Raw genomic sequence first — 24,358 nt, 5'->3', positions numbered from 1 at the left:
TCGTGCACTCGATGACCCTAACGAAGGGATGGAGTGGGGAGCGGACGGATTTCCGCCCGTCCGACGGCACGATCGTCTCGATCGTGCCGTTCCGTACCGTTTGGTGTTCCCGCAGGTCAGGGCTGCTCGGTGCGCTGACGCCAGGCCCCGGCAGCCCCTGCCCGCCCGTGCCTACGACGCTCTGCGGCGGAACAGCAGGTCGTGCACGACGTGGCCCTTGTCCAGGCCCTGCCCCTCGAACCGCGTCAGCGGACGGAACTCGGGTCGGGGCGCGAAGCCACCGTCGGGCTGGGTGTTCTCGAAGTCGGGGCTGGCGGTGATGACCTCCAGCATCTGCTCGGCGTACGGCTCCCAGTCGGTCGCGCAGTGCAGCAGCGCACCGGGCGCCAGACGGGTCGCGGCGAGCGCGAGGAACTCCGGCTGGATCAGACGGCGCTTGTGGTGCCGCGCCTTCGGCCACGGGTCCGGGAAGTAGACGCGGATGCCGGCGAGGGAGTCGGGGGCGAGCATCTCGCGGAGCAGGATGATCGCGTCGCCGTTCGCGACCCGGACGTTATTCAGGCCGTTCCGCTCGGCCAGGCCGAGCAGGTTGCCCTGGCCGGGGGTGTGCACATCGCAGGCCAGGATGCCGGTGCCGGGGTCGGCCGCAGCCATCTGGGCCGTGGCCTCGCCCATGCCGAAGCCGATCTCCAGGACGACCGGCAGGTTCGGGTCGCCGAACAGCTCGCCGAGGTCGAGGCGGCGCAGGCCGTCGATGTCCAGGCCCCACCGCGACCACAGGCGGCGCAGCGCGTCGCCCTGGCCGGTGGTCACCCGGCTGCGGCGCGGCTGGAACGAGCGGATGCGACGTTCGTGGTGCGAGCCCGCCGGGTCGGCGGCGGGGCCGCCGGGGAACATCGGCTCGCGCCGGTCACGACCGGGCTGGGCGTCGGCTTCTGGGGAGGTGAGGTTCTCGGACACAGTGGTTCGATTCTACGGGCGGTGGGGCGGACGGCGGAAAGGGTCAGGACACGGGGCAGGCATGGAGGGGCAGGCAGGGGGCGGTGGGGCCAGGGGTTCTCGCCGCGCGCGGGCGTGCCCCGGCCGGTCCACCGACGATCGGCCGGGCGGTCGGCCGGGCGGTCGGCCGGGCGATCAACCCTCATCCCATCGCCGCCAACGCCCTCCGCGCCACTTCCCGGCCGATCGGCAGCGACGCCGTCGCCGCCGGTGACGGCGCGTTCAGCACGTGCACCATCCGGTGCGACTCCGCGAACAGGAAGTCGTCCACCAGCGTGCCGTCCCGCAGGACCGCCTGGGCCCGCACCCCTGCCGGGGCCGGTATCAGATCGGCCTCGGTCACGTCGGGCAGCAGCCTGCGCACCTCGTTCGCGAACGCGCGCTTGGACAGCGAGCGCCGGACCTCGCCCGCGCCGTACCGCCAGTGGCGGCGGGCTATGCGCCAGGAGCCGGGGTAGGCCAGCGTCCCCGCCAGCTCGCCGGGGTGCACGGTCCCCCGGGCGTATCCCTCGCGGGCCAGGGCCGGGACCGCGTTCGGCCCCAGGTGGACGGTGCCGTCGATGCCGCGGGTGAGATGGACGCCGAGGAAGGGGAACGCCGGGTCCGGGACGGGATAGACCAGGCCGCGCACCAGGTCCGCGCGGGACGGGGCCAGCTCGAAGTACTCCCCACGGAAGGGGACGATCCGCATGCCCGGGTCGTCACCCGCCAGCCGGGCCACCCGGTCGCTGTACAGGCCCGCGCAATTGACCAGCACCCTGGCGCGCAGCACCTCGCCCCCTGCCGTGCGCACCGCGACCGCCCCGGGACGTCGCCCGACGACCCGCACCTCCGCCCCGTAACGCACCGATGCCCCGGCATCCTCCGCCAGACCGGCCAGCCGGGCGGCCACCGCGCCGTAGTCGCACACGCCGGTGGTGCCGACGTGGATGGCGCCGATGCCGCGCACCCACGGCTCGTACTCCGCTATCTGGGCGCGGCCCAGCTCGCGCACGGGAATGCCGTTCTCCCGGCCGCGCTGGGCCAGGGCGTGCAGCCTCGGCAGCTCCGCGTGGTCCGTGGCGACGATCAGCTTGCCTGTCACCTCGTGCGGCAGGTCGTACTCCGCGCAGAACTTCACCATCTCCGCCGCGCCCTGCACCGCGAACCGCGCCTTGAACGACCCCGGGCGGTAATAGATCCCGCTGTGGATCACCCCGCTGTTGCGCCCGGTCTGGTGGCGCGCGGGCCCCGACTCCTTCTCCAGCACGATGACGCTCGTGCCGGGCGCGGCCCGCGTGATCGCGTACGCCGTGGACAGCCCCACGATTCCGCCCCCGACCACCAGCACATCGCAGTCGTACGCCGTCACCACGTCACCTCCCCGCGCTCCCCGGGACAGCCGGCACGCTCCCGGGAGCAGCCGGCACCGGAACACTCGGCACCCCTCAGCGCCTCACCCACGGTCCCCATCATGACCTGCACCACTGACAACGGCCCGAAACCCGAGCGGATCAGGGGCTTCACCAGCGGGGATTGCCAGGAATGCCCTTGCCTGTCCGGCGGATCTCCGGCTGCGGGCCGTGGGGCCGCCTGCGGGCGGCGGGCACCCTGCGGGCGCGTCCTCGATCTCCCCCAGCTACCGCTGGGAGGTGCCCCCAGCGGGCTTGATCGGGCTGGGCTCAGCAGTTCAGCCCGCCCGGAGGACACCACCGCGCAGCGGGGAGCGGACCACAGGGCCCGCACCACCACTGTCACGCGGGCGCCACCAGCAGCGGCCGCGCCCGCTCCCGCAGCTCGACGACGCGCGGCTCGTCCCCGTACGGCTCCAGCCGGTGCAGCAGGTCCCGCACGTACTCGGTCGTCCGCGCCGAGGAGATCCGCCCCGCGACCTCCACCGCCCGCGTCCCCGCCGCGCACGCCGCATCCAGATTGCCCGACTCCAGCTCCGCGACCGCCGACACCACCAGCCGCAGCCCGTGCGAGCGCACGAACTCCTCCGTCGGCCGGGCCAGCGCCTGCTCGGTGAAGCGCTGGACCTGCCGGGGCATCCGCAGATCGCGGTAGCACTCGGCGGCGTCGGCCGCGAAGCGCTCCTCGGAGTGGAAGCCCAGCCAGGGCGGGTCCGCGTCGCCCGAGCGTGCCCGCTCCAGCCACCCCTCGGCGGCCTTGAGCGCCGCCGCGCAGGCCTGGGCGTCCCCCGCCTTCGCCTGGGCGCGCGCCTCGACCAGACGGAAGAAGCTCATCGTGCGGGCGGTGGCCAGGCCGCGGTTGCGCTCCAGGGCCGCCTGGGCGAGGTCCACGCCCTCGTCGGCGAAGCCGCGGTACGTGGCCTGGAGACTCATCGAGGCCAGCACATAGCCGCCCAGCGGGACGTCGGCCGCCGCGCGGGCCAGCCGCAGCGCCTGGATGTAGTAGCGCTGCGCGGCCTCCTGCTGGCCGGTGTCGAAGGCCATCCACCCGGCGAGCCGGGTCAGTTCGGCCGTGGCCCCGAACAGGGCGCGCCCCACTTCGTCGCTGTACGAACCGAGCAACAGGGGTGCCGCGTCCACCCGCAGGCACTCCGGGACCATCGACGAACGCCAGTCCCCGCCGCCGTACTTGGAGTCCCAGCGGCGGGCATCGTCCGCCGCCTCCCGCAGCTTGGCCACGTCGCTGTGGCCCACCCGCTGCGGTAAGCCGCTGTCCGTACCGCCGCCGACGTGGCCGCCGCCCCCCGAGGTGCCGTGGCCGTTGGTACTCGCGGTGCCGTTCGTGGACGTGGGCGCCTCGCCGTCCTTGGCCGCAGTCGCAGCCGGGGCCTCGCGGGCGACCGAGGCGTCGGTGGGGGATATCAGCCAGCGTGACGCGGGCGTGGCGTACGCGCTGACGGCGAACGATCCCGCCAGGCTCTGCCAGATACCGCCTCCACCCCGCCGACCGGCGAGATCCAGCCTGTAGAGCTCCGTGGCGGAGCGCACCGCCTGGCCGACATCGCGCGGAAAGGAGAGCCCGACCTCGGGCGCGGGATCGGCGTCCGCGAGCCCGATCTCGTGCAGGGGCACCGGGCGGCCGAGCTTGCCGGCGATCGCGGCGGCGATCAGGTGCGGCGCGGCGCCCTGCGGCACCATTCCCTTGGAAACCCACCTGGCGACCGACGTCTTGTCGTAGCGAAGCGTCAATCCCCGCTGCGCACCGAGGTCGTTGACCCTGCGCGCGAGACCGGCGTTGCTGATCCCTGCGAGGGCGAGGACGGTGCCCAGCTTCTCGTTCGGCCCGCGTGGCTCCCTGGACATGCGCACCCCTCGACAACAGTGACGCCCGCCCCGGCATAGGCACGGGGCATTCGTAAACCCAGCGTAGTTCCCCGCATCCCGACCGTTAAGGGGCGTTGTCCCGGATGGCGAGATTCTGGTCCGCATGTACGTGCATTGAGGGGCACGTGCTCCGGTTGTGTGTGGCCGTGCGCCCACCCGTGCGCTCTGGTCCGGGCCATTGCGGGAGCGCTTCCATGGAACATGCGTGGGTTGGCCCGCTGTACTGGATCCAGTGGGCTGGGGGAAGCCGCCGCCTCATTCCCCGCGGGCGGCGGAACGGTCCGGGAGGCGGTCAGCGCCTCCCGGACTGTGACGTTCAGGGACGTACGGGCGGAAGCACTGCACGAGTGCGCCCCCTTGAAGCGGACGGCCGGAGTTTGGCCTGATTCGAGCGTATGCCCGGCTGTTGTGGCTTCGTATGGCCGGCCGTTGAGGCTTCCGTGGCCGCGCGTGATGCCTCCGGGGCGGTGTGCGTGCCGTGTCGCTCACGCCAGCCAAACCCCCCGCTAACTCCACGCGTACGTAAGGCCGTTCCATGCGTCCACGCGCGCGTGCCGGATGGTGTGCAACGTCCGGGACGTCGATCCCGGCCGGTGTCAGTCACCCGTGGCAGCATGAACTCGCACGCGAGCCACGAGCGGGACGGCGCCACGCCACTTCACCCCGCTATCAGGCGAGTTGGGGGACGGAACGCAACCCATGTGTTGCCTGTTTCGATGTCGCAACCAGTGGCTCACTGTGCATGATGACTGCTATCGGTTGGTTGTCCACAGCCTGTGGAGGCGGCAATGCGCTGGTTGGTGGGGTGGAGCAGCACCGCCGCCGGGACCGGTCCGCGCCCCGCCGCGTACTCCGGCACCGACTCCCCGGACCTTGATCATCCCAGCCGCCCCGACCACCCCGACGACCCGGGTCCGCCCATGGTCCACCCCGTCGGCGCCCAGCTGCTCTGGGGCGACCCCGGCCCCCTCTGGGCCGTCGGTGACTGGAGACCCGACGAGGTGCGCGTCGTCCGGGACGACCCCGCCACCCGCCTCGCCGTCCTCGGCCGCTGCGGCGCGAGCGACGAGGAACTGCGCGTGGGCCTGCTCGCCGCCCGCGGCGGCGCCCTGCGACACCTCACCGCCTGGCCCGGCAGCTACACCGCCGTCGCCCAGGTCGGCCGGCGCGTCACCATCGCCGGGGACCTGGCCGGCGCCCGGCCCGTCTTCCACACCGCCTGGGCCGGCGGCACGGCCTACGCCACCGCCGCCCTGCCCCTCGCCGACCTCATCGAGGCACAGCTCGACGTCGGCCACCTCGCCGCCCTGCTCGCCCTCCCCGACTCACCGGAGGCCCTGGGCGACAGCACCCCCTACAAGGGAGTACGCCGCGTACCGCCCGGCCACGCGCTGATCCTGCGCGACGGCTCCCGCGACATCTCCGGCTACGAACCCATGGCCTCACTCGCCATCGCCGCACCCCAACTCGCCCCGGACCAAGCCGTCGAGGGCGTACGGGAGGCCCTCGTCGAAGCCGTACGGACCCGGCTCGCCGCCCCTCGCCACGCCCCCGAGCACGGCTTCGGAGACCGCGACCCCGGCCCCGTACCCGGCATGGGACCGGCACAGCGCCGCGCCGCGCGCGGCGCACCGGCCGCCGGGATCGGCGCCGACCTCTCCGGCGGCAGCGCCTCCGCGACGCTGGCCCTGCTCGCCGCCGGGCTGCCCGGCATGCCCGGCACGCCTCCGGGCCTCGGCGCGGGCGCGGGCGAGCGGCTCCTCGCCGTCACCTTCAACGACCTCGCCGCGGAGGCCGGGCGGCCACGCGAGGCCGAGATCGCCCGCGCCCACGCCATCGCCACCAACCCCCGGCTCCGCCACGTCGTCGTCGCGGCGGGCCCGGAAGCCCTCCCGTACGCCGACCTGAGCAGCGGCCCCCTCACCGACGAACCCGGCCCCGCCCTCGTCACCGCCGAGCGGCACCGGCACCGGCTGGCCGCGGGCAGCGCGGACCACCTCGTCGGCAACGGCGCCCGCCAGGTGCTGGACGCACACCCCGCCCGTCTGGCCGATCTGCTGATGGACCGGCGGCGGCGCCACCTCCTGAGACCCGTCTCGGCCCTGGCCCGCGCCGACGGGGCCACTGCACAGTCCCTCTTCGTCCCCTTCACCGTCTACCGCGCCGCCCGCCGACTGGCCCGCACGTCCTACCGCGAAGGCCTGGAAGAGCTCGCCGCCCGGTTGCTCCGCCCCGGCTTCGCCGCCTCCCACCAGGCCGATGAGCCGGTCACGGGCGGAGCCGTCGGTGCCGTCGACGCCTCACTGGCCGCCCTCACCTGGTGCCGGCCCGGGCCCGCCGCACGCTGGCTCACGGGCGAGGCACTCGCCGAAGTATCGGTTCGCCTCCAGGCCGCCGCGGTCCGGCCGACAGGACTCATGCAACGCCCCGGCGAACGCCGCGCCGCCGCCGCACTCGCCCGCCACGCGGCCGACCACCGCGTCTTCGAACAAGCCGCGGAGATCCGCAGCCAGCGCCTCCACGCCCCCTTCCTCGACAACCAGGTCGTACGGGCCTGCCGCGCGCTCCCCGAGGCGCTCCGGGTGCAGCCGGGGGCCCGCGCCTCGGTCCTGCGCGCCGTACTCGCCGGTTCCGGCATCCGCGAACTGCCACCCGGCTGGGGCGCCACCTCGCACGCCGCCCACGCGGCGGCGGCACGGGCGGGACTCCGGGCCTCCGTGGATCCGCTCATGGAACTCTTCGCCGCACCCCTGCTCGCCGACGCCGGGCTCATCGACGCCAGGGTCGTACGGGCCGCACTCCACGCGGCAGCCGAGGGCGAAGCACTGCCACTGGACGGCCTCGCGGAGCTGGTCTCGACGGAGATCTGGCTGCGCCGCCTGCTCGCACGGCGCGGCACCTGCTGGACGGGCTCGGCGGCGCCCCGGCAGCGGGCGGTGGCGGGCGGGGTGGTGCGGAGGCCCAGCCTGTGAGGCGGGTTGTCGTGCCGACTGCGGGCCCGTCTTGCCGCCTGCGGCGGCGGGCGCCCTGCGGGCGCGTCCTCAATCGCCGGACGGGCTTGATTTGGCTGGGCTCAGCCCACACCAGCCCGTCCGGCGTAGGACATTGCACAAGCCCCCGCCGCGCCGCCTGCGGTTACGAGCAGCTGATACCGGCCTGCGCCCAGTCCGCGACCGCCACCCGGTCGGCGGGGGACTCCGGTCGGACGACCAGCCGGATGGTCCGGTGGCCCGACAGCGGCGCGTGCACCGGCACCGCCGCGTCCCCGCCCCGCACCACGCCCGAACTCCACAGCCGCAGGCCGTCCGCGTAGACCGAGAACTGGACCGCGCCGAGACCGAGCGTCATGTCGTCCACGCCCACCATGGCGTCGTAGGACGTACAGGAACGGTTCAGGTCGATGGTCACCGACGACGCCGCGTGCACACTCACGCCGTGGCGGTACGTCGTGCCGCCGATGCGCAGCCCGTAGCGCTGCCACAACCAGCCGCTCTCCAGGAGCCGCACCTCCGGCTTCGTACCGTCGCCGACACCGCGGTAGGCGAGCTGGTTGACCTGGTAGACGGCCGGGGGGAGGGGCGCCGGGGGAGTGGGCGCAGGCGGAGGGGTGGGGGAGGGCCGCGGCGGAGGACTGGGCGCGGGCACCGGCCGATCCGGCTCCGGCGACGGCGACGGGGACGGGGACGGGGAGGACGGCGTCGGCGTGGGAGCCGGGGGCCGGGGGGAGGCGGCCAGCGGCTTCGGGTCCGGCGGCGGAGGCGAGGACGGGGAGGGCGACGGCGTCGGTGTCGGCTGGGGAGCGGGCAACGCCGGGGCGGATGCTTTGGAGCGGGGCTTCTCCGGTGGCGCGGGGCTACTGCCCGTCAGGGCGTACGCGACCACGGCACCCGCCGCGGCCACCGCTCCGGCGGCGATACCGATCTTCGCGGGCACCCCCAGTCCCTCGCTCGCGGCCGCGCCTCCCGCGCCGCCGCCCGCGCCGGAACCCGCCGCGCCCCCGCTCGCGGCGGTCGCGACCCCCGCCCCCGCGGCCGTACCTGCCCCGGCGGCACCCACCGCCAGCCCGGCGACGGCCTTGACCGTGTACCCGGCGGCGAACCACCCGATGACCGCGACCGGCAGCAGCGTGCGCAGCCGTTCGTTGACGTCCGCGACCTCGAGCGCCGCCGTACGGCAGTTCGCGCAGTCCTCCAGGTGTTTGCGCAGGCCCCGCTCGGCCCGCAGCCGAAGGCCTCCGCGCGCGTACGCGCCGAGCCGGTCGGCGTACCGGGCGCAGTCGCCGCCCGAGGTCAGCTGGGTGCTCACATGGGCCTGGAGATAGGCCTGCTTCAGGCCCTCGCGCGCCCGGTGGGCGAGGACCGCCGTCGCGTTGGCGGTCAGCCCGAGGAGGGGGGCGACCTGGCTCGGCGACTCCTCCTCGACCGTGGTGTGCCACAGCACCGTCTGCCAGCGCGCCGGCAGGCTGCGGAACGCCTGAACGGCCATGGACTCCTCGGCCTCCCGCATCGCCCGCACATCCGCGCCCAGGTCGAGCGTGTCGTCGTCCGCCGCCCGGGCCGCCCGGACCGCCGACGAGGCGAAGACCGCGAAGTCCTCGACCAACTGCTCCCGCTTCGCGGTCTTCCCCCAGGCCGCGGCGACCCGCCGGACGGTGGTCAGCAGATACGCGCGCACCGCCGTGTCCGGCCCCGCGCCGCCCCGGACCGCCTGCAATGTGCTGGTGAAGACCTCGTTGGTGAGGTCCTCCGCGGTGTGGTCGTCACGGCAGCAACCGCGGGCGTACCGGCGGATCGCGTCCGCGTGCCGGCGGTACAGCTCCTCGTACGCGCCACTGTCACCGGCGCGCATCCGCGCCACCAACTCGGTGTCCGACAGCGGGGCGGCACCGTCGTCGTCCGACGGGCCGAGCCCGTCGAGACCTCTCCCGGAGCCGGAACTGGAGCCGGAGCCGCCCGCCGGACCAGCAGCCGAACCATCACCAGCGCCACGACGACCGCCACCGAGCCCCGGAACACCACGCGAGGGCGCCCGGTGCGAGGGGCCTCCCCGGGACCGGCCGCGTGAGGACCGGCCGCCAGGCCGCCCCGGGCCGGCAGCGTCCGGGTCGGCAGCCCTCAGACCAGGAGCGTCCGGACTCGGAGCATCCGGACCGGGAACGGACCGGCCGACAGTGGAAGGGCCGCGTTGACTGGGCACATGACGCGCCGGAAGAGCACCCGCACGCTCGTCCCCGAGAGGATCGTCCCGCCCGTCAACGCCCATAGCGGAGACTCCCGTACACGCAGGCACACCCGGACATCGGGTCAGCGTGGCACACAGCACACCGCAGCGACCCCACCCGGACCAGCAACCACTCGTCCGGGGCGAGTTCGCACACAGGACCACTGCTCGTCACCCGAACGAGGAAGCCTGTCCGAACAGCTCTCACACGTTCGGGCGTACGCCCGACCTCAAGGACACGGGAGGCACGGAAGCCGCGAAAAACCGGACGTCAGCCCGAACGGACTGCCTGCCCCCGTGGCCTACCGACCCCAGGCCGACCCCAGGCCGACCCCAGATCGACCCCAGTACGAGCCCGGGCCGGCCCCGACAGGAGCCGACCCGGAATCAGGAGCACGATCCGGAGAACTAGCCGACGGTCGGACGGGACCGCAGCCCCTCCAGCAGGATGTCCAGCAGCCGCGAGGACGCCGCAGCCTGCTGAGCCGCGTCCGGCAGCGAAGGAGCCGCCGTGGCTATGACGAGCAGGACGTCCGCGACCGTCACATCCGCCCGCAGTTCACCCGCCGCCCGCGCCCGGTCGACCAGCCGGCCGACGACCTCCAGCAGCGCCGCCGCACCCGAGTCCTCCCGCTCCTCGACCACGACCGGCCGCTGCTCGACCAGCCGCAGCTCGTGCAACTGGCCGCCCGTGGCGCCCGGCTGACGCTGATGCGGGACCCGAGCCGTCGGCTCCTCGGCGTCCACGTCGACGCCGACCCGCAGCACCTGCGGCGGCAGCAGCCGCCCGGCGCCCGAGGCCACCGACGTGCGCAGGAACCGGGACAGCGCCGACCACGGCTCGTCCTCCTGGCCCAGCGCCGTCCGCGCCTGCTCGGTCAGCCGTGCCGTCTCCTCCTCGGCTATCCGCCGTACGAGGACGTCCTTGCTGGGGAACCGGCGGTAGACCGTCCCCACACCCACCCGGGCCCGGCGCGCCACGTCTTCCATCGGCGCCCCGTACCCCAGCTCGCCGAAGACCTCGCGAGCCGCCCGCAGAACATGTTCGAGATTGCGCTGAGCATCCACGCGCAGCGGCGTGTTGCGGCCACCATTGCCGTCCGGCGTCGCGACAGCAGCCGACCAATGAGAGCTCTGAATGTGCATAAGACTTCCCCCGGTTATGACGTCTCCCCCCGGAGACTCCCCGCCCTGACTGCCGGGGCACGTCTCGACACCCCGACGGAGTACGAACATAGTTGAGCCCCGGTCAAGAAAGAAGGGGGTAGTTCCGCACAGGCCACCCCCATTTGGAGTACGGCCCCCATCCCTGACGATTCTGCACCACTGCGGCACCCCACCGCATCCCCCCTGACCTGGGCACTTTCCCCACGGAATGCGGCACTCCTCCTGGAGGGATCAGCTCCGCGACCGGTCACACAATCCGCCGGGCCTGTGGACAAACGCCCGTCGGCAGTGCGTCATGGGAAGGAGCTGTGCTCGGCCGGGGGCACCCGGCACCCCGGCCGGACGACCCTCGGGCCGGGCCACACGCGAGGAGGGGCCTTGGTGAAGGAACCGGCGCGCATTCTGGTTGTCGGCGGCGGCTACGTAGGGATGTACACCGCGCTGCGCCTCCAGCGGAAGCTCAAACGGGACGAGGCGACGATCATGGTGATCGACCCAGAGCCCTACATGACCTACCAGCCGTTCCTCCCCGAAGCCGCGGCCGGCTCCATCTCGCCGCGGCACGTCGTGGTCCCCCTCCGCCGCACCCTGGCCAAATGCCAGGTCGTCGTCGGCGAGGCCACCGCCATCGACCACGCCAAGCGCACCGCGACCGTCAAGACGCTCGCCACCCACGAGGAGGGCACCGGCGCCGTCGAATTCCACTACGACGAGCTGGTCCTCGCCCCGGGCTCCGTCTCCCGCACCCTCCCGGTCCCCGGCCTCGCCGAGTTCGGCATCGGCTTCAAGACCGTCGAGGAGGCCATCGGCCTGCGCAACCACGTGCTCGAACAGTTGGACATCGCCTCCTCCACCCGCGACCCCGCCGTCCGCGACGCCGCCCTGACCTTCGTCTTCGTCGGCGGCGGCTACGCGGGCGTGGAAGCGCTCGCCGAGCTGGAGGACATGGCCCGCTACGCCGCCCGGTACTACCACAACGTCGAGCCCGACGATCTGAAGTTCATCCTGGTCGAGGCCACCGGCCGGATCCTCCCCGAAGTCGGCGAGGAAATGGGCAAATACGCCGTCCGCGAGCTACGCGCCCGCAACATCGACGTACGCCTCGACACCCGCCTCGACTCCTGCGAGCACCGTGTCGCCCAGCTCAGCGACGGCTCCCGCTTCCCCACCCGCACGCTCGTGTGGACCGCCGGCGTCAAGCCGCACCCGGTCCTCGCCGCCACCGACCTGCCCCTCACCGAGCGCGGCCGCCTCAAGTGCACCGCCGCCCTCCAGGTGGAAGGCGCCGAACACGCCTGGGCCGCGGGCGACGCGGCCGCCGTCCCGGACCTCACCGCCGAGAAATCCGGCACCGAATGCGCGCCCAACGCCCAGCACGCCGTCCGCCAGGCCAAGGTCCTCGCCCGCAACGTGCTCGCCTCCCTGCGCGGCGAACCGCTCCTGGAATACCGGCACAAGTACGTCGGCTCCGTGGCCTCCCTGGGCCTCCACAAGGGCGTCGCCCATGTCTACGGCAAGAAGCTCAAGGGCTACCCCGCCTGGTTCATGCACCGCGCCTACCACCTCAGCCGGGTCCCCACCTTCAACCGCAAGGCGCGTGTCCTCGCCGAATGGACCCTCGCGGGACTCTTCAAACGTGAGATCGTCTCGCTCGGCTCGCTGGAACACCCCCGTGCCGAATTCGAACTCGCCGCGGGCACCGGACGCCATCCGGAGGCGAGTTGAGGCGCGCCGTACGGCCCGTCACGGAGCCGGGAACTCCCCCTCGGGGCGCGACGTCTCACGGATGTCAGTCCGGTCGGCCACACTGGTCATGTGACCATGGGTGGGCTCGTACCTGCGAAGAGTGACAAGCATGAGGATTCGGACGTTTGCTGCCTTACCTCGGGGGCCGGCCCCCGCACCGCCAATCGCAGCCCCGTGCCGGGCGCGCGGCTCAGCCCGCGGCTGAGCCGCAGGACGCCGCCGAGCCGGCCGAGCTGGTCCGGAACGACTCCGCGAGGTAATCCTCAGTGAACTTCACCCGCTGGAGCGCCCGGCTCCCCGGAACGCAGCGCCGAGCCGCCGCGCGCACCGACCGCACCGCCGCACCCCCGTCGACCACGGCCGCCACGACCGGCGCCGGCGGCGCCGTGCCCGCCGCCCGCGCCGAGACCACCCCGGCCGGCGCACCCGCGCCCGGCAGCCCCGTCCCCACCCTCGACGGGCTCTCCGTCCACGACATCCTCGGCCAGGTCCCGGCCCTCGTCGCCCTCGTGCACGGCCCCGACCACCGCATCGCCTACGTCAACGCCGCCTACACAGCCCTCTTCGGCCCCCGCGCCACGGGCGCACCCGCCCGCGAGGCCCTCCCCGAGCTGGCCGAGCTCGGCCTGCTCCCCCTCATGGACCAAGTCCTGCGCAGCGGCAAACCCCGTACGGTCAAGTCCCGCCGCGTCTCCGCCGACGGCACCGTCAACCCCGCCGCCGACACGCCCACCGGCACCGACCCGGATCCCGACACCCGCCCCCGGCACGGTTACTACACCTTCACCTGCTCCCCGATCGAAATCGGCACCCGCGACGCCGCCCACGGGCCCGACGGCACGGAAGCCACCCAGCCGGGCGTCCTCCTCTTCGCCGCCGACGTCACCGACCAGGTCGAAGCCGCCGAGCGGCTGCGCGCCAGCGAGCGCCAGCAGCGCGAAGCCGCCGTCACCCTCCAGCGCAGCCTGCTGCCCCAAGAGCTCGAACAGCCCGACGACCTCCGCGTCGCCGCCACGTACCAACCCGGCGGCAAGGACGCAGCCGTCGGCGGCGACTGGTACGACGTCATCACCCTCGGCGCCGGCCGCACCGCCCTCGTCATCGGGGACGTCATGGGCCGTGGCGTCCGAGCCGCCGCCGTCATGGGCCAGCTCCGCACGGCCGTCCGGGCCTACGCCCGCCTCGACCTGCCGCCCCACGAGGTCCTGCAACTGCTCGACGGCCTCGCCACCGAGATCGACCCCACCCAGATCGCCACCTGCGTCTACGCCGTCCACGACCCCAACGAGGGCCGGCTCGTCTACGCCTCCGCCGGGCACCTCCCCATCCTCGTCCGCGACCCCGACGGCACCGTCCGCCGCGCCGCCGAGCCCACCGGGCCCCCACTGGGCACCGGCGGCTGGCTGCACACCTCGGGCACCGTGCCCCTCGGCCCCGGCTCCAGCGCCGTCCTCTATACGGACGGCCTCGTCGAGCGGCGCGACGAGGACATCTACGACGGCGTCGAAGCCCTCGAGCGAGCCTTCTCGGGCGCCACCGGCTCACCCCAGGTCATGTGCGACCGGCTCATCCGTGCCCTGGGAGTGACCGCCGACCATGACGACGACGTGGCTGTCCTCGTCCTCCAGCACCCCGCCCGGACGGGCCACGACGCCGAGCTCTTCCACAACGCCGCCCTGGAGCTGCTCGGCGGCGTCGAGGCCGCGCCACGCGCGCGTGCCTTCGCCTCGGGCGTCCTGGCCAGCTGGCGCTTCCCCACCGAGCTGCGCGACCTGGGCGTCCTGGCCGCGAGCGAGCTCGTCGCCAATTCCCTCCAGCACGGCACACCACCGATGCGGCTGCGCATGCGGCGCACCGACCGCCGGCTGATCATCGAGGTCACCGACGGCGACGACCACCTCCCGCGCCGCCGCCGGGCCGAGCCCGCCGATGAAGCGGGCCGCGGGATCTCGATCGTCGCCACCATCGCTTCCTCCTGGGGCTCCCGCCGCACACCCGGCGGCGGAAAGGCCGTCTGGTGCGAGTTCGCCCTTCCCGCCGGACACACGTCATGACCAGCGGGGCGGTCCTGACCGACAGCAGCCCGACCGACAGAAGGGCATGAGAAAACGCCTGTGGCCCCTGGAACGGTCACGTTCCGGGGCCACAGGCGCTGTGCGAGCGATGAAGCCCTACGCGGAGACGGCCACCCGCTCCGGAGCGTCGGCGCCCTTGGCGACCTCGCCGGTCGCAGCACCCTCGGGAGCCTTGGAGCGCGCGACGATGATCCCCCGCAAGGGGTTGTCCTGCGCCGGGGTGAGCCGACGGCCCAGCCGCAGCGCCAGGACGCTGATGCCCAGCGAGCACACGATCAGCATCGCTATATAGGTGACGTACATCCCCGCACCGGCCATCAGACCGCCGACGGCCGGGCCCACCGCCAGCGCCAACTGCTTCACCAGAGCGAAGGCCGAGTTGTACTGACCGACCAGTCGCCCCGGCGCCAGGTCCGCCACCAGCGGAGCCATCGTCGGCGACAGCATCGACTCACCGATACCGAAGAGCGCGTACGTCGAGATCAGCAGCGCGGTGGCGACACCGTGCGCCCCGGGCACGAGCCCGGAGACCCCGGCCATGACCCAGGCCACGGTCCAGATGACACCGACCAGCGCGATGACCCGGCTGCGCCGCTTCCCCTCGACCATCTTGAGCACGACGAACTGCGCGAGCACGATGGCCGCCGTGTTCGCCGCGAGGGCGATGCCCAGCGTCGCCGGCGAGATCCGGGTGACCTCCACCGCGAAGGCGGCGAGCCCCGACTCGAACTGCCCGTAGCAGGCGAAGAACATCACGAAGCCCAGCACACACAGCTGGACCATCGCCCGGTCCTTGAGAAGCGTCCGCCAGCCGCCCTTGGCCGCGGCGTCGGTCGGCACGGCGTCCTCGACCTTGGGCGCCTTCGGCAGCCGCACGGTCGCCACCACGGCACCCAGCACCAGGAACATCACCGACTCGATCGCGAAGAGCCGCACAAAGCTCGCCGGGTCGGACGTGTCCACGAGCTGCCCGCCCAGCAGGCCACCGACACCGAGGCCGAGGTTGTTCAGGAAGAACTGCGTCGCGAAGGCCCGCGACCGGGTCGTCGGCGTCGAACACCAGACGATCATCGTGGCCAGCGCGGGCTGGATCGCCGCGATGCCCGCACCGAGCGCGGCGGCAGCGGCAACGACGAGCGGCTCACTGCCCGCGAGCCCGAGCCCCATCGATCCGACGGCGGCGGAGACCGTACCGGCGACGACCACAGGCAGCGGACCCCGTCGGTCGATGATCCGACCGACGAAGGGCAGCACGACAAGCGCGGCCACGGCGAACGTCGCGAGCACGACACCGGCCGTGCTCGCGCCGAGGTTCCGCACCTGAGACACATAGATGAACAGGAACGGGACGGTAAAGCCGCTGCCGAACGCGCTCAACGCGTTCCCCAGCTGGATCCGGCGCAGAGCAGCGCCCATCGCGGTGGTCACACTCACCTACCTAGGTCGAGAGAACGGAAGCCCGGTGGGAGCAGCCCACGGGGTCCGAAGGAGTAAGGGGTACAAGCGGTACTGACTGGTTTTGCCGAAGCAGAGGAGCCCGAGGCGGAGAGTCCAGCCCTGAAGACTTCAACTCTAAACTTCGAAGCTAAACAGTACACATCAAAGGGCTTTAACAGCAAGCCCTCGTGTCATACTGCGGCTCATGTCTGACACCGCCGGCGCCCCCGAGCCGAGCCTCGACGAACAGATCGCCGCCTACCAGCGCGAGTTCCAGGACCTGGATCCGCAGGTGGAGAAGGTTGTCTCCGCGCTCAGCCGCCTCAACCGGCGCATGAGCGTCGCGTACGGGCGCCAGACCGCCGAGCTCGGCATCAGCAACGCCGAGTGGGAGGTCCTCAAGGCCCTCGTGCTCGCCGGTGACCCCTACCGCATGGGTCCCGGCGACCTCGCGAAGCGCCTCGGCCTCACCCCGGCCGCGATGACCCACCGGATCGACCGGATGGTCGCGGAAGGCCTCGTCACCCGTGAGCGTGACGAGAACAACCGCGTCCGCGTCATCGTCGGCATCACGGAAGAGGGACGCGGCAAGTGGCTGGAGGCCATGCGGAGGGCCACCGTCTTCGAGGAGGACCTGCTCCAGGACCTCTCCGGAGAGGAGCGCGGCCAGCTCGGCGAAATGCTGACCCGACTGCTCCGCCGCGTGGAGGAGGCCCAGCCGGACGCCGGCGGCCGCCTCACCGACCTCGACTGAACCTCACCCCCGGCCTCGGCCGAGAGGCCCGACGGGAGGCGCCAGGACCGGGGTTGACACCGGTCAGGGCGATACGTAATGTTCTCCGGGTTGCCGCGGGGCCGTAACGGTTCTGCGACAGCCACTCACGCCGCACCGGCGGCAATCTCTACTGCACGGCCCTTGAACGGGAACGATTTCGGCATGCCGAAATTCGTGACTCGGCTCCGATTAGGAGCCGCGGGGGAAATCCGCTAAAGTAGTGATCACGCCGGAAGGCGCGAAACACCCCGCTCCAACAGGGGGCCGGAAACGAAAATCCGAACCGGAAACGGAACGGAAAACGGATCTGGTAAGGTTGGAAACACGAAATACCGAAGGGAAGCGCCCGGAGGAAAGCCCGAGAGGGTGAGTACAAAGGAAGCGTCCGTTCCTTGAGAACTCAACAGCGTGCCAAAAGTCAACGCCAGACTATAAAATACCCCGTCTCCGGTCGCTCTGCGATCGGGACGCGGTTCCTTTGAAAGTCCTGCCGGTCCCTTTGGGGTCTGGTGGGCAACAACACAGCGAGGACGCTGTGCACGACCGGACTTATTCCGTCTGGTTGTGCCGCTCAACGCGAGTGTCACCGGATAACCGGTAAACATTCACGGAGAGTTTGATCCTGGCTCAGGACGAACGCTGGCGGCGTGCTTAACACATGCAAGTCGAACGATGAAGCCTTTCGGGGTGGATTAGTGGCGAACGGGTGAGTAACACGTGGGCAATCTGCCCTTCACTCTGGGACAAGCCCTGGAAACGGGGTCTAATACCGGATACGACCTGCCTCCGCATGGGGGTGGGTGGAAAGCTCCGGCGGTGAAGGATGAGCCCGCGGCCTATCAGCTTGTTGGTGGGGTAATGGCCTACCAAGGCGACGACGGGTAGCCGGCCTGAGAGGGCGACCGGCCACACTGGGACTGAGACACGGCCCAGACTCCTACGGGAGGCAGCAGTGGGGAATATTGCACAATGGGCGAAAGCCTGATGCAGCGACGCCGCGTGAGGGATGACGGCCTTCGGGTTGTAAACCTCTTTCAGCAGGGAAGAAGCGAGAGTGACGGTACCTGCAGAAGAAGCGCCGGCTAACTACGTGCCAGCAGCCGCGGTAATACGTAGGGCGCAAGCGTTGTCCGGAATTATTGGGCGTAAAGAGCTCGTAGGCGGCTTGTTGCGTCGGATGTGAAAGCCCGGGGCTTAACCCCGGGTCTGCATTCGATACGGGCAGGCTAGAGTGTGGTAGGGGAGATCGGAATTCCTGGTGTAGCGGTGAAATGCGCAGATATCAGGAGGAACACCGGTGGCGAAGGCGGATCTCTGGGCCATTACTGACGCTGAGGAGCGAAAGCGTGGGGAGCGAACAGGATTAGATACCCTGGTAGTCCACGCCGTAAACGTTGGGAACTAGGTGTTGGCGACATTCCACGTCGTCGGTGCCGCAGCTAACGCATTAAGTTCCCCGCCTGGGGAGTACGGCCGCAAGGCTAAAACTCAAAGGAATTGACGGGGGCCCGCACAAGCAGCGGAGCATGTGGCTTAATTCGACGCAACGCGAAGAACCTTACCAAGGCTTGACATATACCGGAAACGGCCAGAGATGGTCGCCCCCTTGTGGTCGGTATACAGGTGGTGCATGGCTGTCGTCAGCTCGTGTCGTGAGATGTTGGGTTAAGTCCCGCAACGAGCGCAACCCTTGTTCTGTGTTGCCAGCATGCCTTTCGGGGTGATGGGGACTCACAGGAGACTGCCGGGGTCAACTCGGAGGAAGGTGGGGACGACGTCAAGTCATCATGCCCCTTATGTCTTGGGCTGCACACGTGCTACAATGGCCGGTACAATGAGCTGCGATACCGTGAGGTGGAGCGAATCTCAAAAAGCCGGTCTCAGTTCGGATTGGGGTCTGCAACTCGACCCCATGAAGTTGGAGTTGCTAGTAATCGCAGATCAGCATTGCTGCGGTGAATACGTTCCCGGGCCTTGTACACACCGCCCGTCACGTCACGAAAGTCGGTAACACCCGAAGCCGGTGGCCCAACCCTTGTGGAGGGAGCCGTCGAAGGTGGGACTGGCGATTGGGACGAAGTCGTAACAAGGTAGCCGTACCGGAAGGTGCGGCTGGATCACCTCCTTTCTAAGGAGCACATAGCCGACTGCGAGCGAATGACTCGCACGGTTGCTCATGGGTGGAACGTTGACTATTCGGCACGATCGGTTTGGTTCACTAGTACTGCTTCGGCGTGGAACGTGATACTGGATGGGTCGGGTCGGGCACGCTGTTGGGTATCTGAGGGTACGGACTTTTTGAGTCTGAACCTTCGCGATGCCGGCCCCGGTGTAGTTCTGCTTCGGCAGGGTGTGACGGGTGGCTGGTCGTTGCTTGAGAACTGCACAGTGGACGCGAGCATCTGTGGCCAAGTTTTTAAGGGCGCACGGTGGATGCCTTGGCACCAGGAACCGATGAAGGACGTGGGAGGCCACGATAGGCCCCGGGGAGCTGTCAACCGAGCTTTGATCCGGGGGTGTCCGAATGGGGAAACCCGGCAGTCGTCATGGGCTGTCACCCGCTGCTGAACACATAGGCAGTGTGGAGGGAACGCGGGGAAGTGAAACATCTCAGTACCCGCAGGAAGAGAAAACAACCGTGATTCCGGGAGTAGTGGCGAGCGAAACCGGATGAGGCCAAACCGTATGCGTGTGATACCCGGCAGGGGTTGCGTGTGCGGGGTTGTGGGAGTTCTCTTGATCAGTCTGCCGGCTGGTCGGCGAGTCAGAAACCGTACAGGTAGGCGAAGGACATGCGAAAGGTCCGGCGTAGAGGGTAAGACCCCCGTAGCTGAAATCTGTACGGCTCGCTTGAGAACCACCCAAGTAGCACGGGGCCCGAGAAATCCCGTGTGAATCTGGCGGGACCACCCGTTAAGCCTAAATATTCCCTGGTGACCGATAGCGGATAGTACCGTGAGGGAATGGTGAAAAGTACCGCGGGAGCGGAGTGAAATAGTACCTGAAACCGTGTGCCTACAAGCCGTGGGAGCGTCGCTGTATGTGCTTGCACATGCAGTCGTGACTGCGTGCCTTTTGAAGAATGAGCCTGCGAGTTTGCGGTGTGTTGCGAGGTTAACCCGTGTGGGGAAGCCGTAGCGAAAGCGAGTCCGAATAGGGCGATTGAGTAGCGCGCCCAAGACCCGAAGCGGAGTGATCTAGCCATGGGCAGGTTGAAGCGGAGGTAAGACTTCGTGGAGGACCGAACCCACCAGGGTTGAAAACCTGGGGGATGACCTGTGGTTAGGGGTGAAAGGCCAATCAAACTCCGTGATAGCTGGTTCTCCCCGAAATGCATTTAGGTGCAGCGTCGTGTGTTTCTTGCCGGAGGTAGAGCACTGGATAGGCGATGGGCCCTACCGGGTTACTGACCTTAGCCAAACTCCGAATGCCGGTAAGTGAGAGCGCGGCAGTGAGACTGTGGGGGATAAGCTCCATGGTCGAGAGGGAAACAGCCCAGAGCATCGACTAAGGCCCCTAAGCGTACGCTAAGTGGGAAAGGATGTGGAGTCGCAGAGACAACCAGGAGGTTGGCTTAGAAGCAGCCACCCTTGAAAGAGTGCGTAATAGCTCACTGGTCAAGTGATTCCGCGCCGACAATGTAGCGGGGCTCAAGCGTACCGCCGAAGTCGTGTCATTCACACAATAGGTCCAACGGCCGTGTGGATGGGTAGGGGAGCGTCGTGTGCCGGGTGAAGCAGCCGCGGAAGCGAGTTGTGGACGGTTCACGAGTGAGAATGCAGGCATGAGTAGCGATACACACGTGGGAAACGTGTGCGCCGATTGACTAAGGGTTCCTGGGTCAAGCTGATCTGCCCAGGGTAAGTCGGGACCTAAGGCGAGGCCGACAGGCGTAGTCGATGGACAACCGGTTGATATTCCGGTACCCGCTTTGAAACGCCCAATATCGAATCCATTGATGCTAAGGCCGTGAAGCCGTTCCGGACCCTTCGGGGAAAGGAAAGTGGTGGAGCCGCCGGTCCAAGGTGGTAGTAGGTAAGCGATGGGGTGACGCAGGAAGGTAGTCCAGCCCGGGCGGTGGTAGTCCCGGGGTAAGGGTGTAGGCCGTGTGATAGGCAAATCCGTCACACATTAAGGCTGAGACCTGATGCCGAGCCGATTGTGGTGAAGTGGATGATCCTATGCTGTCGAGAAAAGCCTCTAGCGAGTTTCATGGCGGCCCGTACCCTAAACCGACTCAGGTGGTCAGGTAGAGAATACCGAGGCGTTCGGGTGAACTATGGTTAAGGAACTCGGCAAAATGCCCCCGTAACTTCGGGAGAAGGGGGGCCATGTCCGGTGATGGAACTTGCTTCCTGAGCTGGGTGTGGCCGCAGAGACCAGCGAGAAGCGACTGTTTACTAAAAACACAGGTCCGTGCGAAGCCGTAAGGCGATGTATACGGACTGACGCCTGCCCGGTGCTGGAACGTTAAGGGGACCGGTTAGCTCTGTTTCGACAGGGCGAAGCTGAGAACTTAAGCGCCAGTAAACGGCGGTGGTAACTATAACCATCCTAAGGTAGCGAAATTCCTTGTCGGGTAAGTTCCGACCTGCACGAATGGCGTAACGACTTCTCGACTGTCTCAACCATAGGCCCGGTGAAATTGCACTACGAGTAAAGATGCTCGTTTCGCGCAGCAGGACGGAAAGACCCCGGGACCTTTACTATAGCTTGATATTGGTGTTCGGTTCGGCTTGTGTAGGATAGGTGGGAGACTGTGAAGCATGCACGCCAGTGTGTGTGGAGTCGTCGTTGAAATACCACTCTGGTCGTGCTGGATGTCTAACCTGGGTCCGTGATCCGGATCAGGGACAGTGTCTGGTGGGTAGTTTAACTGGGGCGGTTGCCTCCTAAAGAGTAACGGAGGCGCCCAAAGGTTCCCTCAGCCTGGTTGGCAATCAGGTGTTGAGTGTAAGTGCACAAGGGAGCTTGACTGTGAGACCGACGGGTCGAGCAGGGACGAAAGTCGGGACTAGTGATCCGGCGGTGGCTTGTGGAAGCGCCGTCGCTCAACGGATAAAAGGTACCCCGGGGATAACAGGCTGATCTTCCCCAAGAGTCCATATCGACGGGATGGTTTGGCACCTCGATGTCGGCTCGTCGCATCCTGGGGCTGGAGTCGGTCCCAAGGGTTGGGCTGTTCGCCCATTAAAGCGGTACGCGAGCTGGGTTTAGAACGTCGTGAGACAGTTCGGTCCCTATCCGCTGTGCGCGTAGGAATATTGAGAAGGGCTGTCCCTAGTACGAGAGGACCGGGACGGACGAACCTCTGGTGTGCCAGTTGTCCTGCCAAGGGCATGGCTGGTTGGCTACGTTCGGGAGGGATAACCGCTGAAAGCATCTAAGCGGGAAGCCTGCTTCGAGATGAGTATTCCCACCCCCTTTGAGGGGTTAAGGCTCCCAGTAGACGACTGGGTTGATAGGCCAGGTGTGGAAGACCGGTAACGGTTGGAGCTGACTGGTACTAATAGGCCGAGGGCTTGTCCTCAGTTGCTCGCGTCCACTGTGTAGGTTCTGAAGTAACGACCGTGTTGTGTTCCGGTTGGTTAATTTCATAGAGTTTCGGTGGTCATTGCGTTAGGGAAACGCCCGGTTACATTCCGAACCCGGAAGCTAAGCCTTTCAGCGCCGATGGTACTGCATGGGGGACCGTGTGGGAGAGTAGGACGCCGCCGAACAATTTTTAAGAGTAGCCCCTGTGGGAGCCATTTGGTTCCTGCGGGGGCTATTCTGCGTTTCCGGACAAAATTGCTGTTCCGGCTGCCGGGCAGTAATTCGCGTGCCTACGTTCGTCAGACCCCGGCGTGGGAAGATGACCGGGCACGGACCGTTCGGCCCGGTCAGGCCCGTACGGTCCGCACGACCCTGAAGCCCAGCGCAGCGAAGTGGTGAGCCCCGTGCCTCAGAAAGTCGCCGTCCTCGGAACCGGAAAGATCGGCGAGGCGCTTCTCAGCGGCATGATCCGCGCCGGCTGGTCGACCGCCGATCTGCTGATCACCGCCCGCCGCCCCGAGCGTGCCGAAGCCCTCCACGCCCGCTACGGCGTCGAGGTCGTCAGCAACATCGAGGCCGCCAAGAACGCGGACACGCTCATCCTGGCGGTCAAGCCACAGGACATGACGACCCTCCTCGAGGAGCTGGCCCCCCACCTCCCTGCCGACCGCCTGGTCATCAGTGCCGCGGCCGGTGTGCCCACCGCCCTCTTCGAAGAGCGGCTCCCGGCCGGCACCCCGGTCGTGCGTGTCATGCCGAACACCCCGGTCCTCGTCGACGAGGGAATGTCCGTCATCTCCGGCGGCTCGCACGCGACCGAGGAGCATCTCCTCCGTACCGAGGAGATCTTCAAGCCCGTCGGCAAGACACTCCGCGTCCCGGAGACCCAGCAGGACGCGGCCACCGCGCTCTCCGGCTCCGGACCCGCCTACTTCTACTTCCTCGTCGAAGCCATGACCGACGCGGGCATCCTGCTCGGCCTGCCTCGCGACAAGGCCCACGACCTGATCGTCCAGGCCGCCATCGGCGCGGCCGTCATGCTCCGCGACAGCGGCGAGCACCCCGTCAAGCTCCGCGAAGCGGTGACCTCCCCCGCCGGCACGACGATCAGCGCGATCCGCGAGCTCGAACGCCACGGCGTACGAGCAGCGCTGATCGCCGCCCTCGAGGCAGCCCGCGACCGCAGCCGCGAACTGGCCTCCGGGCACGCCTGAGTTCCGGAGGAGTCCGTGTGCGCGCCGCATCGCGGGGCGCACACGGACCGGGCGAACTTCTGCCTTCACACCGGCCGCATCAGCCCCACCGCGGCGTAGGCGGCGTCGACGGTCGGCCGTGCCAGTTCCCGCGCCCGCTCGGCGCCGTCCCGTAGGACGCCGTCCACATATTCCGGATCGGCGCACAGCTCCGAGTGCCGTTGGCGCACCGGGCGCAGCAGCTCCACCACCGCGTCCGCTGTGTCCTTCTTCAGCTCCCCGTACGAGGTGTACCCCTCGGCCAGCTCCGCCGGCTTGCTGCCCGTGCAGGCCGCCAGCATCTCCAGCAGATTCGCGACACCGGGTTGCGCCTCCCGGTCGTAGAAGACGTCACTGCCGCTGTCGGTCACCGCACGCATGACCTTCTTGCGCACGACCTCGGCCTCGTCGAGCAAATAGACGATGCCCGCCGTTTCCGCGTGCGACTTCCCCATCTTCGATGTCGGGTCCTGGAGATCCATGACGCGGGCGGCCACGGCGGGGTGCACGGCCTTCGGCACGGTGAACGTCCGTCCGTAGCGCTGGTTGAACCGCACCGCCAGGTCGCGGGTCAGCTCCACGTGCTGGACCTGGTCGTCACCCACCGGTACCTCGTGCGCCCCGTACGCCAGGATGTCCGCCGCCATCAGCGCCGGGTAGGTCAGCAGCGACAGCCGTACGCTGCCGCCGGCCGCCCGTTCCCGCGCGGACTTCTCCTTGTACTGGATCATCCGCCGCATCTCGCCGTCGGTGGCCGTGCACTCCAGGAGATAGGACAGCCGGGTGTGTTCGTCCACATGGCTCTGTACGAACACGGTGCAGCGCGCCGGCTCCAGCCCGGCTGCCAGCAGCAGCGTCGCCGCCTGACGACTGAGCCTTCGTACGCGAGCCGGTTCG

The 24,358-nt window shown here is 69.2% G+C and carries 12 protein-coding genes and 3 rRNA genes (1 of these 15 only partly in view); 8 read left to right on the top strand and 7 right to left on the bottom strand.

The window, feature by feature from the left end:
• Positions 1 to 171: 171 nt before the first annotated feature.
• From trmB to JO379_RS16020, 3 genes are all read right to left on the bottom strand, one after another.
• Positions 172 to 897, bottom strand: a complete 726-nt coding sequence (gene trmB / locus JO379_RS16030; RefSeq protein WP_245382178.1) for a tRNA (guanosine(46)-N7)-methyltransferase TrmB — start codon at positions 895 to 897, stop codon at positions 172 to 174.
• A 244-nt stretch (positions 898 to 1,141) separates the two neighbouring features.
• Complete coding sequence (gene lhgD / locus JO379_RS16025; protein WP_207303935.1) at positions 1,142 to 2,350, bottom strand: L-2-hydroxyglutarate dehydrogenase; 1,209 nt, start codon at positions 2,348 to 2,350, stop codon at positions 1,142 to 1,144.
• 382 nt (positions 2,351 to 2,732) lie between these two features.
• On the bottom strand, positions 2,733 to 4,253 hold the full coding sequence (locus tag JO379_RS16020; protein ID WP_130878781.1) for an NsdA family TPR-like regulatory protein: 1,521 nt from the start codon (positions 4,251 to 4,253) through the stop codon (positions 2,733 to 2,735).
• A gap of 941 nt (positions 4,254 to 5,194) precedes the next feature.
• On the opposite strand from JO379_RS16020, the gene JO379_RS16015 reads away from it, so the two are divergent.
• Positions 5,195 to 7,246: an asparagine synthase-related protein gene (locus JO379_RS16015; protein WP_372449142.1), complete on the top strand. Its 2,052-nt coding sequence runs from the start codon at positions 5,195 to 5,197 to the stop codon at positions 7,244 to 7,246.
• A 163-nt stretch (positions 7,247 to 7,409) separates the two neighbouring features.
• On the opposite strand, the gene JO379_RS16010 is transcribed toward JO379_RS16015, so the two are convergent.
• Together JO379_RS16010 and JO379_RS16005 are read right to left on the bottom strand one after the other, a co-directional pair.
• Positions 7,410 to 9,536: a sigma-70 family RNA polymerase sigma factor gene (locus JO379_RS16010; protein WP_209515455.1), complete on the bottom strand. Its 2,127-nt coding sequence runs from the start codon at positions 9,534 to 9,536 to the stop codon at positions 7,410 to 7,412.
• Positions 9,537 to 9,902: 366 nt separating this feature from the next.
• Entirely contained in the window at positions 9,903 to 10,640 is a 738-nt protein-coding gene (locus tag JO379_RS16005) for a TetR/AcrR family transcriptional regulator (protein ID WP_130878784.1), read from the bottom strand.
• A 402-nt stretch (positions 10,641 to 11,042) separates the two neighbouring features.
• Here JO379_RS16005 and JO379_RS16000 point away from each other — a divergent pair, with 402 nt between their 5' ends.
• Both JO379_RS16000 and JO379_RS15995 read left to right on the top strand, forming a co-directional pair.
• A complete protein-coding gene (locus tag JO379_RS16000) occupies positions 11,043 to 12,386 on the top strand; it encodes an NAD(P)/FAD-dependent oxidoreductase (protein WP_130878844.1) in 1,344 nt (447 codons plus the stop codon).
• A gap of 287 nt (positions 12,387 to 12,673) precedes the next feature.
• A complete protein-coding gene (locus JO379_RS15995; RefSeq protein ID WP_209515453.1) occupies positions 12,674 to 14,461 on the top strand; it encodes an ATP-binding SpoIIE family protein phosphatase in 1,788 nt (595 codons plus the stop codon).
• A 117-nt stretch (positions 14,462 to 14,578) separates the two neighbouring features.
• Here JO379_RS15995 and JO379_RS15990 read toward each other — a convergent pair whose 3' ends face one another.
• Positions 14,579 to 15,910, bottom strand: a complete 1,332-nt coding sequence (locus tag JO379_RS15990) for an MFS transporter (protein WP_209518716.1) — start codon at positions 15,908 to 15,910, stop codon at positions 14,579 to 14,581.
• A gap of 214 nt (positions 15,911 to 16,124) precedes the next feature.
• Here JO379_RS15990 and JO379_RS15985 point away from each other — a divergent pair, with 214 nt between their 5' ends.
• The 5 genes from JO379_RS15985 to proC all read left to right on the top strand — a co-directional run bounded on the left by JO379_RS15985 (position 16,125) and on the right by proC (position 23,443).
• Positions 16,125 to 16,673 (top strand): MarR family winged helix-turn-helix transcriptional regulator, encoded by a 549-nt coding sequence (locus JO379_RS15985; RefSeq protein WP_130878787.1) that lies wholly within the window; start codon positions 16,125 to 16,127, stop codon positions 16,671 to 16,673.
• A gap of 625 nt (positions 16,674 to 17,298) precedes the next feature.
• Positions 17,299 to 18,822 (top strand): 16S ribosomal RNA (locus JO379_RS15980).
• 278 nt (positions 18,823 to 19,100) lie between these two features.
• Positions 19,101 to 22,224, top strand: a 23S ribosomal RNA gene (locus JO379_RS15975).
• 73 nt (positions 22,225 to 22,297) lie between these two features.
• Positions 22,298 to 22,414: ribosomal RNA gene (rrf, locus tag JO379_RS15970) — 5S ribosomal RNA — on the top strand.
• Together the 16S, 23S and 5S rRNA genes form the textbook arrangement of a ribosomal RNA operon.
• A 219-nt stretch (positions 22,415 to 22,633) precedes the next feature.
• Positions 22,634 to 23,443, top strand: a complete 810-nt coding sequence (gene proC / locus JO379_RS15965) for a pyrroline-5-carboxylate reductase (RefSeq protein ID WP_209515451.1) — start codon at positions 22,634 to 22,636, stop codon at positions 23,441 to 23,443.
• A 65-nt stretch (positions 23,444 to 23,508) separates the two neighbouring features.
• On the opposite strand, the gene trpS is transcribed toward proC, so the two are convergent.
• A protein-coding gene (gene trpS, locus JO379_RS15960; RefSeq protein ID WP_209515449.1) for a tryptophan--tRNA ligase crosses the window boundary here: on the bottom strand, positions 23,509 to 24,358 show its 3' portion. 149 nt of this gene lie beyond the right edge of the window; 850 of the gene's 999 nt are visible here — the last part of the coding sequence; its start codon lies beyond the right edge, outside the window; it ends in the stop codon at positions 23,509 to 23,511.

This window comes from Streptomyces syringium (genome assembly GCF_017876625.1).
Taxonomy (GTDB): Bacteria; Actinomycetota; Actinomycetes; order Streptomycetales; family Streptomycetaceae; genus Streptomyces; species Streptomyces syringius.
Note: the sequence above shows the minus strand (reverse complement) of the source record. Positions and strands in the feature narration are given on the sequence as shown.